This is a genomic window from Vibrio sp. SCSIO 43140 (assembly GCF_023716585.1).
GTDB lineage: Bacteria > Pseudomonadota > Gammaproteobacteria > Enterobacterales > Vibrionaceae > Vibrio > Vibrio maritimus_B.
Genome location: NZ_CP071850.1, coordinates 422,215 through 436,530, shown reverse-complemented (window position 1 = coordinate 436,530; position 14,316 = coordinate 422,215). Strand labels below are relative to the sequence as shown.

General features: G+C 46.7%; 12 protein-coding genes. 2 read left to right on the top strand and 10 right to left on the bottom strand.

Features of this window, described 5'->3' with window-relative positions:
* Positions 1 to 219: 219 nt before the first annotated feature.
* The 4 genes from yqiA to nudF are packed head-to-tail and all read right to left on the bottom strand — an operon-like array spanning position 220 to position 2,745.
* Entirely contained in the window at positions 220 to 807 is a 588-nt protein-coding gene (gene yqiA, locus J4N45_RS02285) for an esterase YqiA (RefSeq protein ID WP_252013362.1), read from the bottom strand.
* Positions 807 to 1,631 carry a 3',5'-cyclic-AMP phosphodiesterase gene (gene cpdA / locus J4N45_RS02280; RefSeq protein ID WP_252013361.1) on the bottom strand — a complete coding sequence of 275 codons (825 nt, stop codon included), beginning with the start codon at positions 1,629 to 1,631 and terminating at the stop codon, positions 807 to 809. Before cpdA ends, yqiA begins: the two co-directional genes overlap by 1 nt.
* Before the next feature lie 31 nt (positions 1,632 to 1,662).
* On the bottom strand, positions 1,663 to 2,109 hold the full coding sequence (locus J4N45_RS02275) for a DUF1249 family protein (RefSeq protein ID WP_042475892.1): 447 nt from the start codon (positions 2,107 to 2,109) through the stop codon (positions 1,663 to 1,665).
* A gap of 12 nt (positions 2,110 to 2,121) precedes the next feature.
* Positions 2,122 to 2,745, bottom strand: a complete 624-nt coding sequence (gene nudF, locus J4N45_RS02270; protein WP_252013360.1) for an ADP-ribose diphosphatase — start codon at positions 2,743 to 2,745, stop codon at positions 2,122 to 2,124.
* A gap of 236 nt (positions 2,746 to 2,981) precedes the next feature.
* On the opposite strand from nudF, the gene tolC reads away from it, so the two are divergent.
* Positions 2,982 to 4,301: an outer membrane channel protein TolC gene (gene tolC, locus J4N45_RS02265; RefSeq protein WP_252013359.1), complete on the top strand. Its 1,320-nt coding sequence runs from the start codon at positions 2,982 to 2,984 to the stop codon at positions 4,299 to 4,301.
* 81 nt (positions 4,302 to 4,382) lie between these two features.
* On the opposite strand, the gene hldE is transcribed toward tolC, so the two are convergent.
* The 5 genes from hldE to J4N45_RS02240 all read right to left on the bottom strand — a co-directional run bounded on the left by hldE (position 4,383) and on the right by J4N45_RS02240 (position 12,470).
* A complete protein-coding gene (hldE, locus tag J4N45_RS02260; RefSeq protein WP_234494562.1) occupies positions 4,383 to 5,813 on the bottom strand; it encodes a bifunctional D-glycero-beta-D-manno-heptose-7-phosphate kinase/D-glycero-beta-D-manno-heptose 1-phosphate adenylyltransferase HldE in 1,431 nt (476 codons plus the stop codon).
* A 154-nt stretch (positions 5,814 to 5,967) separates the two neighbouring features.
* Positions 5,968 to 8,823, bottom strand: coding sequence for a bifunctional [glutamate--ammonia ligase]-adenylyl-L-tyrosine phosphorylase/[glutamate--ammonia-ligase] adenylyltransferase (gene glnE / locus J4N45_RS02255; RefSeq protein WP_252013358.1), 2,856 nt, complete (start codon positions 8,821 to 8,823; stop codon positions 5,968 to 5,970).
* 116 nt (positions 8,824 to 8,939) lie between these two features.
* The gene (locus tag J4N45_RS02250) at positions 8,940 to 9,710 is read right to left on the bottom strand and encodes an ABC transporter permease (protein WP_042476118.1); all 771 of its coding nucleotides are present in this window, start codon (positions 9,708 to 9,710) and stop codon (positions 8,940 to 8,942) included.
* A gap of 5 nt (positions 9,711 to 9,715) precedes the next feature.
* Complete coding sequence (locus tag J4N45_RS02245) at positions 9,716 to 10,636, bottom strand: ABC transporter ATP-binding protein (RefSeq protein WP_042475882.1); 921 nt, start codon at positions 10,634 to 10,636, stop codon at positions 9,716 to 9,718.
* A 187-nt stretch (positions 10,637 to 10,823) separates the two neighbouring features.
* The gene (locus J4N45_RS02240) at positions 10,824 to 12,470 is read right to left on the bottom strand and encodes a SulP family inorganic anion transporter (RefSeq protein ID WP_252013356.1); all 1,647 of its coding nucleotides are present in this window, start codon (positions 12,468 to 12,470) and stop codon (positions 10,824 to 10,826) included.
* Positions 12,471 to 12,703: 233 nt separating this feature from the next.
* On the opposite strand from J4N45_RS02240, the gene can reads away from it, so the two are divergent.
* Entirely contained in the window at positions 12,704 to 13,363 is a 660-nt protein-coding gene (gene can, locus J4N45_RS02235; RefSeq protein WP_128647944.1) for a carbonate dehydratase, read from the top strand.
* 78 nt (positions 13,364 to 13,441) lie between these two features.
* Here can and hpt read toward each other — a convergent pair whose 3' ends face one another.
* A complete protein-coding gene (gene hpt / locus J4N45_RS02230) occupies positions 13,442 to 13,972 on the bottom strand; it encodes a hypoxanthine phosphoribosyltransferase (protein WP_042475879.1) in 531 nt (176 codons plus the stop codon).
* Positions 13,973 to 14,316 lie beyond the last annotated feature (344 nt).

Genomic DNA, 14,316 nt, shown 5'->3' with positions numbered 1-14,316 from the left:
ACGGAAATTTTACTCAAAATAATGATTGATACTTAGCAGCAAAAATAGTGTGCGATGGAAGATCGCAGTTCGCTCGGTGAATTGATACACAGTTCCGAGACTTACGCGCAAGTACAGACGTATCATAGTCTGGCTCAACGCCAGTGTTGTCAAGTTTCACGCAGAAGTTGGGGGGAAAATTATGACTGTCTCCTCAAGCGGAGACGAAAAAAGCATCGCTTACAGGGATAAGAAGCGGATTATCTGTTCAGGGAATCGCTCGAAGCCCACAAAGCTATGATCGCCATTTTCTTCAACAGTTTGCTTACTTTCACGATACTTACTCACCGCCTGGCGATAATCTAGCACCTCGTCACCTTCTTGCTGCAGTAGCCAAAAATCCTGTGGCGAAGTTAGCTCATTCACCTCTAGCGCTTTGAGTTCATCAATATGCTTGGCTTCTAGAAAGTAACGTTCATGTGTATAGGGGTTCTGCTGCTCACCAAGGTAATCCAACAACAGTTCATAAGGCTTTACGGCTGGGTTAATCAACACCGCTTTAAACCCATATAGATTATTTAGCCAAGTCGAGAGGTAGCCACCTAAAGAGCTGCCCACAAGCGCAATTTGATAATCGCTTTGATACGTTTCGATCAGTTGCTGCAGATACTCCGCCGCTTGCTGGGGAAAGCAAGGCATCTGCGGCACCACTACTTTAATATCAGGCCGATGCTCGCGACAGTAGTCCATCATGACTTGCGCCTTGAACGACTGTGGTGAGCTGTTAAAACCATGAATATAAAGCAGTAGTGGCTTTTTAGTAATCATTAGTAGCCTTCCGCATTAAAATCGGGACGGAATGAACCATGTGGTAAGCGTTTGACCTCTGTATTCACCGTACCATCTGCGCAAAGCTCGAGTTCACGCCAACCTGGTGCACGGGTATCAAGCGCAAACTCATTCGAGTTAGGCTTGAACTGCACACAGGTCGAAGGGGTTGCAAGCACTCGAACACCCCCTCGAATCACATCCATTTCCTGATGGATATGACCACACAATACAGCACGCACATTGTCATGCTTATCCACTACCTGCCAAAACTCGTGCGCATCTTTCAAAGAGTGCTGATCGAGCCACGCACTGTTTACTAACAGCGGATGATGATGCAGTAAGACCAAGGTGTGTCGGTTGGCATGCTCTGTTAGCTTACGCTCCAAGAAATCCAACTGACTGTCACTAAGTCGACCATGTGGGACACCGACTACTTGAGAGTCCAACAATATAACCTGCCAGTGCTCTCCTAACAGCGCATGGGTGACATCCTGAATGAGCGGTGTGCTTACCACACTGTTCATACACGGTTTGTAATCATGGTTTCCTGGTAGCCAATAGCAAGGCAATCCCAAAGGCTCAATACCAGCGACGAACTTTTGGTATGACGCTTCGGTATGGTCTTGAGAAATATCACCGGTGGCGAGCAGCGCTTCAAACTGAGTTCCTTGTTGAATCACCTCTGCCACAACGGCATGAAAACTGTCTTGGGTATTAACACTCAGCAAGCAACCATCATGAGGCGCAAACAGATGCGTGTCCGTTAATTGCAGCAACCTAACGCTACTTAACTGAGATTCATCACTGGGTGTTGTCTTCAAAATATTAAAAACCTGAACTTATAATTCTTCGTTAGCTACGATACATAATCGGAGCTCGACTAATGCCATTTTTTAAGCAAAACGTCAGCCAATCACTCAAAAACTGATTAAACTGAAACTTTTCATCCTTCTGATGCATTTTTGCATTGGGATAATCGTATCGTGCTTGAACTCGAGAAGCGTTTTCGCAATCACAGACTTCTGCAACCTTCGCATCGTGATAAAGCCTCACGGTCATTTTAGGCAAAGGAAAAACAGGAAGCTCATCATCTTGGAAAATTTCAACCAATGTTGTGTACTTCGTCACTTCTCTCACCTCTAACTGATAGGTGAGCGATCCAGCTTGATAACAGCGCACATCCCCGACTTCTGGAGCGGTTGGAATTAGACGATTAAGCTTTGCATAGTTCGTCTCATATATGCGCATTAGCTCTGCTAGATCAACATGATACGAATTAGTATCGACAACGCGAGCCATAAAAAATTCCCTCTACCATTGCTGTTTTAGCTTTTGATAGTTTAGTTGTAACCATTGTAGAGCGATGATGGACGCACCGTTTTCAATCTCGCCGCTCTCTATCATTTGATAGGCTTGCTCTCGAGATACGACACTGACACGAATATCTTCTCCCTCACTCTCTAAACCATGAACACCAGACGCCTGAGTCGCATCAACCTGGCCGACGAAAACCGAAATTCTCTCATTGCACCCACCCGAGGAAGGGTAGTATCGCGTGATCGGCACGAGGTTCTTTACATCGACACCCGCCTCTTCGACCGCTTCTCGACAAACGAGCTCTTCAATACTTTCTTGCTTATCGACAATACCGGCAACAATTTCCATCTGCCATGGGCTTTCATGTTCTAGAGCCCCAACCCGAATCTGTTCGATTAGGACCACTTGGTCACGAACGGGGTCGTAAGGGAGCATTGCTGCGGCTTCACCGCGAACAAACATTTCTCTGTCAATCACTGAACTCCAGCCGCCTTCAAAACGTTTATGCTTGAAGCGAAACTGCACCATTTCAAAAAAGCCTTTAAAAACGGTCTCTTTTGACACAATGTCGACATCATCGGGCGTATACTTATCACCAGACTGTAGTGCGTTTCTCATAGCGGACCTCAAGTTACAGTGAATCTTATAGTTTACTCAAGGAATACAACGACTACCAAGGACGCGGTTCAATTTTTTACGTAAAAATTCAAAATAAATTTGATTCTGGTTAATTATTTGTCTCAATTTTTGGTGTGGATGCGTAAAAAAGTGCAAAGTTTCGAGTGAATTACGGTCATTTTAAGTTAAACTGTGAATCATACCTTTATTAGTATTACTAGGCAGGATTAGGACAAATGAAAAAACTGCTTCCACTCTTTATTACAGCTGCATTAGGAAGCGTAAGTGCAGCGACATGGGCCGACTCCCTAACCGAGATCTACGATCAAGCTAAACAAAACGATCCTCAGTTGCTACGTGCAGCTGCTGAGCGTGATCGTGCATTTGAGGCGATCAATTCTGCTCGTGCAACTCTTCTACCACAAATTAACTTGACCGCAGGTTACGACTTTACTCGTGCGGACTACACAGGTGGAGATAGCGATAACCTAACGGCTGGCGTTGGCTTTTCTCAAGAGCTATACAACCGCACAAGCTGGATCACGCTAGACACTGCTGAGAAAACGGCACGTCAAGCAGACTCTCAATATGCAGCGGCGCAACAATCCCTAATCCTACGTACTGCGCAAGCATACTTTGAAGTGCTACGTTCAAAAGACAACCTAGAATCTGTTCGCGCTAACAAAGCAGCAGTTGCTCGTCAGCTAGAGCAAACTAAGCAGCGTTTTGAGGTTGGCCTATCGGCGATTACCGACGTACATGATGCTCAAGCTCAGTATGACCGAGTGTTGGCAGATGAGGTTGTGGCAGAAAACAACCTGTTAAACCAATACGAAGCACTGCGTGAGATCACCGGTCAAGAGCACAACAATATCGATGTCCTTGATACAGACCGTTTCGCTGCAGCTCGCCCAGAGCAAAACGTTAACTTCTTCCTAGAAGAAGCGCAGTCAAAGAACTTAGATCTACTGTCTGCACGTATCGGTCAAGATATCGCGAAAGACAACATTACATTAGCAAGTTCTGGCCACCTACCTAAGCTTACGCTTGATGGTGGTTATGGATACGACAACGAGCGTAACTCAAGCAACACTCGTGTTTTAGGCGGAAATGATACAACCAATGTATTCAACGCCGGCATCAACCTATCTGTACCGCTATATACTGGTGGTAACATTACCTCGCAAACCCGCCAAGCAGAGTTTGCGTACGTTGAGGCAAGTGAGCAGCTAGAGCAAACCTACCGCTCAGTGGTTCGTAACGTTCGTGCGAATAACAACAACATCAACTCATCTATCGGTGCAATCCGCGCATTTGAGCAGACAGTAATCTCTGCTGAATCCGCGCTAGAGGCAACGAAAGCAGGTTTTGATGTAGGTACACGTACCATCGTTGACGTTCTAGAAGCAACTCAGGCGCTGTACGACGCAGAAAGCAACCTATCTGATGCTCGTTACGACTACATCGTGAGTGTTCTAAACCTACGTCAATCAGTAGGCACCTTGAGTGAGCAAGATATCATCGATATCAACGCTGGTCTTAAAAAAGCAAACTAACTCACTTGTTAGCAAACTAAAAAGGGACGCTTCGGCGTCCCTTTTTGTTATCTGTGTAACTGACAGCATGTAAGAGGCGCTTTACCCCTTACCACCTTTAATCGCTTCGATGATTTCGGTCGTTGAACAGCCATCTTCAAAGTTAAGTACTTTGACTTCGCCACCAGCGGCAATCACTTCTTTACCACCTGCAATCTCTTCTGGTTTGTAGTCTCCACCTTTAACAAGCAGAGACGGCAGTACTTCGGAGATCAAACGGCGCGGTGTCTCTTCAGAGAAAGGCACCACCCAGTCAACAGCACCAAGACCAGCCAATACCGCCATACGGCGATCTGTTGGGTTAACAGGGCGACCTGGGCCTTTCAGCTCACGCACTGATTCGTCTGTGTTTACAGCAACGATCAAGCGATCACCAAGCTCTGCGGCGTGATTGAGATAAGATACGTGACCTGCGTGTAAGATATCGAAGCAGCCATTAGTCATAACCACCTTCTCACCTTTTGCGCGCGCCTTAGCAACAGCTTCGATAAGCGCTTGCTCAGTGATCACTCCGTAATCTGTATCTTGGCTGCCGTGTACGGCTTCCGCGAGTTCAATCGTTGAAAGCGTTGAGGTACCCAATTTACCAACCACAACACCCGCAGCCGCATTTGCCAGCGCACACGCTTCATCAAGTGGTTTACCCGCAGCAACAGAGGCAGCAAGTACAGAGATTACCGTATCACCAGCACCCGTTACGTCGTACACTTCTTTTGCTTGAGTTGGCAGGTGGAAAGGTTCTTGATCGCGACGCAGTAGCGTCATACCGTGCTCACTGCGAGTCACAAGTAGCGCTTCAAAGTCGAACTTCTCGATGAGTGCATGACCCTTTTCAATCAACTCTTCTTCATTTTTTACTTTACCAACAACATGTTCAAACTCGGCCATGTTTGGGGTTAGCAAAGTCGCACCGCGATAACGCTCAAAGTCTGCACCTTTAGGGTCAATAAACACTGGCACACCAGCGGCTTTTGCCTTCTGGATATAGCTTTGAACATGCTCAAGGGCACCCTTGGCATAATCAGAAAGGATCACAGAGCGCACGTTGGGCAGGGCTTGCTCCATCTTAGCAAGCACTAGCTCAGGGTCGGTGTTTTCGAATTTGTCTTCAAAGTCCAGACGGATTAACTGTTGCCCGCGACTTAACACACGCAATTTAGTGATCGTCGGATAGTCTGGAAGCGCAACAAAGTCACACTTTACCTTGAGAGACGTCAGAGTCTCTGTCAGTACTTTTGCTGGCTCATCCATACCAACCAAGCCGATGGTATGAGCGTGACCACCCAGTGACGCGATGTTCATTGCCACGTTAGCCGCACCGCCAGGGCGTTCTTCGTTGTTTTCTACTTTCACTACAGGTACAGGCGCTTCTGGTGAAATTCGTCCTGTCGGTCCATACCAGTAGCGGTCAAGCATGACATCGCCGACAATCAATACGCCAGAATCACTGTAATTCGGTAGGATGGGTTTCATTTCTTCACTCCAATTGAGTATGAGAAGGCGCCGCTGCCCCTTCTCATTCATTATCTATTTATGGCTTTTTCTGACTAAGCCTTTGATGGGATAGTAGCACAACTCTTGGTTTCACTACTAAAACATGGCGTTTTACTCAAAGACATTGATTCAATTATTTTGAACCTAGCCAGGCATTCCAAGCCTGAACCACAATCGCCTTTTCGGATTCAAACTTATCCTCTGCCACATCGGCATCGAGATTCAGTAAGTTTCGGTGATGGATTTCATCACGCAGCGTGGTATAAGCCCGCGTTAACGCCATTGCTTGCTCTTCTTCCATGACGCCTTGTGCCATCATCGACTCAAAAATACGCACGTTGTCTGACCATCGTGTAAGCTTAGGCTTTTCGTGGCTAAACTGTAGAACGAGATACTGAGCCAAAAACTCAATATCTGTGATTCCACCAGGGTCCTGCTTGAGCATAAAGCGCCCAGCTTTTTTACCGCCTAGGTGGTCACGCATTTTTACACGCATATCGACGACTTGACCTATGAGCGTCTCTTTGTCGCGTACTTTACGTAGGATGTCATTGCGCGTCCCACTAAAAGCCTGCTCAAGGGCCTGATCGCCATAGATCATGCGCGCTCTTACCAAGGCTTGATGCTCCCAAGTCCACGCATCGTTGTGTTGATACTCATCAAACGCATCGGTTGGGCTCACCAAAAGACCCGAAGCGCCTGAAGGACGAAGTCGAGTATCCACTTCATAGAGAATACCTGACGCCGTTCTCGTTGAGAAAATATGGATGATTCTCTGCGCCAGCCTCAGATAGAACTGACGACCATCGATCTCTTTCTTGCCATCGGTATACACGCTGACAGGACAATCGTGCATAAAGACGATATCAAGATCCGAGTTGTAACCTAGCTCCCAGCCGCCGACTTTTCCGTAGCCAATCACAGCAAAGCCTTTGCTGCCGCGATCTTTAAGGTGAGTAGGCTCTCCATATTTCGCCGCCATTTGCTGCCAGGCCTGATTGATCCCCGCTTCAACGATGGCTTCCGCCAAATAGGTCAAGTGATCGCTCACCTTCATGACGGGTAGCACGCCTGCAATGTCTGCGGCAGCAATCCGTAAAATACAGGTCTGTTTGAATTGTCTTAGCGCCTCCATCTGCTGCTCCATATCCTCTTCAGGAATACGAGCTAGATAGTCACGCAGCTCCGTCTTATAAGATTCAAGCGGGACTGGATTATAGAGATGGGCCGGATCAAGCAGCTCATCAAGCAAGATAGGATAACGCCCAAGTTGCTCGGAGATCATTGGACTCGCCGTACACAAGCGAACTAACTGAGTTAACGCCGCAGGGTGCTCATCAAGTAGCTCTAAGTAGGTTGTGCGAGTGACGATACGGTGCAGAACATGCAGTACTCGTGGCAAGCCAAACTCCGCATCTTTGTTACTGTAAATCGCACTGAAGATCTTTGGCATCAGCCTATTGAGAACCTCACGACCTCGAGGGCCCAGTGTTTTCTTGGCAAGATCGGCTTTAAACTGAAGGATCACATTTTGCTTTTCTTCGGGATTTTCCACTTGAAGATCGTGCTCAAGGATATGCGCAATCACGCCCTCACGCCCAGCCATGTCCCAGAGTTCATGGAAGTGCTTGGCAATAGGATCCGCCTCTTCGTCATCTTCTTCTTCACCGATCAAGTTAGCGAAGACATGGTGAACATTGAGCATGTGCTGCTCAGTCTGCTTGAGCATGGTATCCCACGATTCAAACCCCATTGCAAAGGCAAGTTTCAATTGCTCACGTTGACAATCTGGTAGCGTCTGGGTCTGTTTATCCGCCATAGCCTGCAATAAATTCTCTTGGCGACGTAAGAAACGATACGCCTGTTGCAGATGCTCAACTTCCTTTGCATCAAGCAGCTTGAGGGTGTTTATCGCCTCTAGCGTCTCCAAGAGACCGCGACCACGTAAGCTTGGCTCACGTCCCCCGCGAATGAGCTGGAACACTTGCGCGATAAACTCCACCTCACGAATACCACCAGCACCGAGTTTGATATTGTTGCCCAAGCCACGACGACGTACTTCGCTGCTGATCATCGATTTCATTCGGCGCAGCGACTGAATCGCGCTAAAATCGATATAGCGGCGGAACACAAATGGCCGCAGCATTTGACGAAGCTCTTGATACTCAGGGTACATTTCTCTACCCATGACGCGCGCTTTGACCATGGCATAGCGCTCCCAATCGCGCCCTTGCTCTTGGTAATAGTCTTCTAGTGCTGCATAGCTCATCACGAGCGGGCCGCTCTCTCCAAACGGTCTCAAACGCATATCGACACGATAACAAAAGCCATCAAAGGTTTGCTGATCAAGCGCTTTAATGATGCGCTGGCCAAGACGAGTAAAGAACTGCGCATTGGCAATCGATCGTCTTGCTCCTTGCGTCTCGCCATTTTCTGGGTAAGTAAAGATGAGATCGATATCCGAAGAAAAATTGAGCTCACCACCACCAAGCTTACCCATACCAATAATCAGCATTGGTTGAGCCTCACCCGCACTATTGCAAGGCGTCCCCCACTCCTGGCAACACGCTTTATATTGCCATTGGTAGGTTTCAAAAATCATCGCCTCTGCCAGCATAGAGAGATGGCTAAGGCTTTCATCAAGTGTCCAATCATTTAAGAAATCACGCCAAGCGATGTACGCCATCTCACGATTACGGAATCGGCGCAGCACCCGATGACCATCGGCTTCTACATCACACGATTCCAACTCACTGGCAAGGCGATCACGGTAATGCTCTTCGCGACTTGTGTGGGTAAGCATCTCTGGAAAAGATTGAAACAGCGCCTCATCTTTTTGCAATGCGTCTTTCACAAACTGACTCATCGCGACAACTTGCTTGAGTTGAGCTTGCTGTTGCTCAGACCATTGAGAAAAATCAGAATAAGTTTCTTGTAACTGTGTGAACGCCTGTTGAGCGCTTTGTTGTAGTTCTGCGGGCAGTTGCATTTGTCGTCCTTGTCTCGACTCATAACAAAAGTGGCGGCCTAGGCCACCACTTATCGTTGACTTGCTGCTAGTCTCTGGTCACTAAGATAATCAACCAAAGCCTATCGCAATCTCGCTTAGCTTCTTAGGCCAATACCTTTTGTTACCAGATGGTGGGCTACTCCATAAAGTACCACGATAAACACCAAGAGTACGCCAAAAGATGTCACAATCCCCACATCCGACACACCAAGAAAACCGTAACGAAATGCATTGACCATGTAGACGATAGGATTGATCTTGGATACGCCTTGCCAAAACTCAGGAAGCAGACTTATCGAATAGAACACCCCACCCAGATAAGTTAGAGGCGTCAGCACGAACGTTGGAATAATCGAGATATCATCGAAGGTCTTCGCAAAAACGGCATTGATAAGCCCACCCAACGAAAAGACCACTGAGGTTAAAAATACTGTCGCAATGATAATGCCCCAGTGCTCTACTTGCAGGTCCACAAAGAACAAGGACACCAAAGTTACGATAGCGCCGACCAACAGACCACGAACCACGCCGCCCATAACGAAGCCAGCAATAATAATATAGTTCGGGACAGGTGCGACCAAGAGCTCTTCTATGTTGCGCTGAAACTTAGCACTAAAGAATGACGAAGCCACATTCGAGTAGGAGTTAGTGATGACCGACATCATGATCAGACCCGGCACAATGTACTCCATGTAGCTAAAGCCATTCATCTCGCCGATGCGAGAGCCAATCAAGCTACCAAAGATAATAAAGTATAGGGTCATAGTGATTGCAGGTGGCACCAGTGTTTGTACCCAAATACGCGTAAAGCGATTGATTTCTTTGGTAAGTAGGCTCTTAAACGCTGTCCAATACAAGCCGTACATATTCATTATTTCGTCTCCGCCTGTTCACGAACAATAGAGACAAACAGCTCTTCAAGTCGGTTCGCTTTGTTTCTCATAGATAGCACCTTGATGCCGGCAGCCGATAGCTGAGTGAAGATGTGATTGAGACCTTGCGTCTTTTCAATCTCGATCTCCAACGACCCGTTGACGACCTGCTGTGCATTAACGCCTTCTAACTCAGGCACTGGCACATCCGCTTCAATATCTAGAATGAAGGTTTCTACATGTAGCTTGTTCAGCAGAGCTTTCATTGAGGTATTCTCAATCAATTCACCACGCTGAATGATGCCGATGTTTCGACAAAGTAGCTCCGCCTCTTCGAGGTAGTGCGTCGTCAAAATAATGGTAATGCCTTGACGGTTGATCTCTTTAAGAAAGTCCCACATTGAGCGGCGCAGTTCGATATCCACACCCGCTGTTGGCTCATCAAGAATAAGCAACTTAGGCTCATGCATTAACGCACGCGCAATCATCAAACGACGCTTCATGCCTCCAGAGAGATTACGTGCACGCTCACTGCGTTTTTCCCAAAGATCGAGCTGCGACAGGTATTTCTCAGCGCGCTGCTTTGCCACATCTTTAGGAACACCATAGTAGCCAGCTTGCTGAAGCACGATTTGCTCAACGGTTTCAAACTGATTGAAATTGAACTCTTGTGGCACCAAGCCCAGTTGCTGTTTCGCCAACTCCAGTTCTTTGTCGATATCGTGCCCGAATACGGTCACCTTGCCGGAAGTCTTATTTACCAGTGACGTAATGATGCCAATCGTCGTTGACTTACCTGCCCCATTGGGCCCCAAGAGAGCATAAAAGTCCCCTTGTTCCACCGTTAAACTGACACCTTTGAGTGCTTCAAAGCCACCAGCGTATGTTTTTCTGAGCTGCTCTATTTCTAACGCGACCATACCTGACCATACCTACCGCTAAGATCTGACTCATCGGAAAGTTTGATATTTCCAATGATGTCGAAAAGTTATCTGATGGTACTACACATGATGCTGAAATCACCACTTTTCAAGTCAATTAGAAAAAATGAATATAAAAAAGCGAGTGCTGATAACAACACTCGCTCTTGTTCATCCACCTTATTGATTAAGCGGTGGCGTTATAGGCCGCTTCTAGCGCTTTTTCTCGCTCACTATAGATGTTGTTGTCTGGTACGAGATCAATCACGTGGAACTTATCTAACTGCTGCTTAATTTTGTCGGTCGGACACAATAAGTAAACATGGCAATTAGCATCCTGTGCATCCTTGATCGCATTCTCTAGAGCCAGACCAACGGTCACATCAATCATAGGTACGTCCGTCAAATCTAGGATCATCGCCTGATAGTCTGAAATACTTGAGTGCTGCCTAGAGATCGCTTTCGATACACTGAAGATCATAGGACCAGACAGGTAGAAAAACAGTACTTTCCCTTGCGCCTGTTCCAATAGTCCACGTTCTCTGTCAGTCAATGGCACATCATCGTCATCCGCATCGCTGATCGCCTTCACTTGCCTTGCTTGCTCGCGACTCAAACGTTCAATGATAATGATATTGGAAATAAAGACGCCAAGCCCTACTGCTACGATAAGGTCAACAAACACAGTCAACAGCATAACGCCATACATAATCGCCATACCCGGGATGCTGACTTTGTGGGCGCGCTGAATAAAGCTCCAGTCAAGAATATTAAAGCCAACGTATACCGCAATACCTGCCAATACCGCCATCGGAATAGGTTCGGTTAATCCACTTGCCACCAGCACCACAAGTGCCAATACGAGCGCACGCACCACGCCAGACAGCGGAGAGCGAGCACCAACTTGGATATTAGTGACCGTACCCATCGTCGCGCCAGCACCAGGAAGCGCACCAAAGAGACCAGCAACCAAGTTCGCCAAGCCTTGCCCACGTAGCTCTTTATCTGAGTCGTGCTCTTTACGAGTCAAAGAGTCACCAATAACCGCCGTTAACAAGGTATCGATACAACCCAACGTGCCAAGCACTAGTGCATCGATAAGCATTTCAGTGAACATCTCTGCGTTGAAATGAGGTATCACTAGAGAAGGAAGCCCTGCAGGGATCTCGCCAATGCGTCTTATCGTTCCATCGTCAAAGAACACCACCGACAACAATGTCACTGCAACCAAAGCGACCAGTTGTGGCGGAACATGCTGGCGATACTTTTTAGGCAGCAAGAATAGAATCGCTAAGGTAAGAGCGCCAAGAAATAGTTCCGCGAAATCCACATTTGATAGTAGCTCTGGGAGCGCGGTAAGTGTGCCTACTACGCCTCCTGTTGGCGCAGCCTGTCCAAGCAAAGGGGCCAACTGAAGTATGATCAGAATAACCCCTATCCCAGACATAAAGCCAGAAACAACACTATAAGGCATGAGGGTGACGTACTTACCCAGCTTCAGTGTGCCGAGCAATATCTGAAACACACCTGCCATCATGACTACGGTGAACGTCATGGCTAATCCTGTTTCAGGATATTTCGCCATCATACTAGTCAATACCGCGGTCATGATTACGGTCATAGGACCCGTTGGTTCGGAAATCAGTGTGGAGGAGCCACCAAACAAAGCAGCAAATAACCCCACCATGATTGCGCCCCAGAGTCCAGCTTCAGCACCTGCTCCAGAGGCAACACCAAACGCCAGTGCGAGTGGTAAGGAGATAATTGCAGTGGTTACACCGCCAAACACATCCCCTTTTAGGTTAATATCTTCAAATCGACGTCCTAACTTCATTACTATCCCTGAGAAATAACCAAAAAATTGATTTAGGTTAACAAATGTGACGCCGAGTTAATATTTATTAAATGGAGTTTAAAATTCATAACTTATAAACAATTGTCACCAAATCGTTAACTAATTGATTTTAAGTGCATGAAGACGTCAGATGAGTACATTTTGACACCTTTTTTGCGAGATTCGATTTGTAACATTGTGTATAGTGTGGCGAATCATTGAAGGGAAGTACCATGCCGGAAATTAAACAACTTTTTGACAACAACTCAAAGTGGTCTCAGGAGATCAAATCTGAGCGCCCTGAGTATTTCGCCAAACTTGAAGAGGGTCAGAGCCCTGGCTTTTTGTGGATCGGTTGTTCAGATAGCCGCGTCCCTGCAGAGCGACTGACTGGATTGTACTCTGGTGAGCTTTTCGTTCACCGTAACGTTGCCAACCAAGTTATTCATACCGACCTCAACTGCTTGTCTGTTGTTCAATATGCCGTTGATGTACTCAAGGTTAAGCACATTATTGTGTGTGGGCACTATGGGTGTGGTGGCGTTAACGCCGCGATCGATAACCCACAACTCGGGCTTATCAATAACTGGCTACTCCATATACGCGATCTGTACCTAAAACATAGAAACTGGTTAGGCGAACTGCCTCGCGAAATGTGGGGTGATAAACTCTGTGAAATAAACGTTGCTGAGCAGGTATACAACCTTGGCAACTCCACCATCATGCAGAACGCATGGGAACGTGGACAAGATGTCGAAGTACACGGTGTTGTGTATGGCATCGGCGATGGTAAATTGCAGGACTTGGGTGTGCGCTGCTCAAGCCGAGAAAGCCTTGAGGTAAACTATCAAGCTGCCATGGCGAAGATTCTAAGTACTGAAGTGAGTAAGTAGTCTTAAAGTACAAATGACACAAAATAGCAAAATGCCCACCTCATTGAGGTGGGCATTTTTTAAATCAGCCTTAAGAGATTACTCTTGAGGAACGACTTTACCAATGTAAGGTAGGTGACGATATTTCTGAGCATAATCAATACCCACACCCACAACAAACTCATCAGGGATTTCAAAGCCAATCCATTTAACATCGACATCCACTTCGCGGCGAGATGGCTTATCAAGCAAGGTGCAGATCTCGATCGACTTTGGCTCACGTAGAGACAGGATCTCTTTGACCTTGTTTAGCGTGTTACCTGTATCAATAATATCTTCAACAAGCAGAATGTCTTTGCCTTTGATATCGTCATCAAGATCTTTAAGGATACGTACATCGCGAGAGCTTTCCATGGTGTTGCCGTAGCTAGAAGCCGTCATAAAATCCACGCAATGTGTCAAGTCGATAGCGCGAGCTAGGTCTGCCATAAATACAAACGAACCACGAAGCAAACCAACCATCACTAGGTCTTCGCTGCCTTTATAGTGTTCAGTGATCGCTTTACCCAACGCTTGTACGCGCTCATGAACTTCTTGCTCAGAGATCATGACTTCTACTGTATGTTTCATATCTATCTCGATGTTAGTAGGTTGATATAACAAACGTGGCCTCAGCCATGCGTCGCCTCATACAGTATAAAACATCAGAGACCAGCCGCTAAAACAGCACCACCTTGCCAATTAGCGCGCCATAGTATCACTTTCTTACACATGATAAAAATCGAGTACACGGGAATTTTTCAGTCATTAATCCCCCTCTTCTACTATTCAACTGTTAACGGCTTCTGTTGAAAGGAGTGGTTAATTTCACTGCAAAATGTGATACGCAGGTAATTTACTCGTAATTATCATAATTATCAGTGTATGACTATTGACCATCAACATATGCACCATTACACTTATCTGGAATTAGA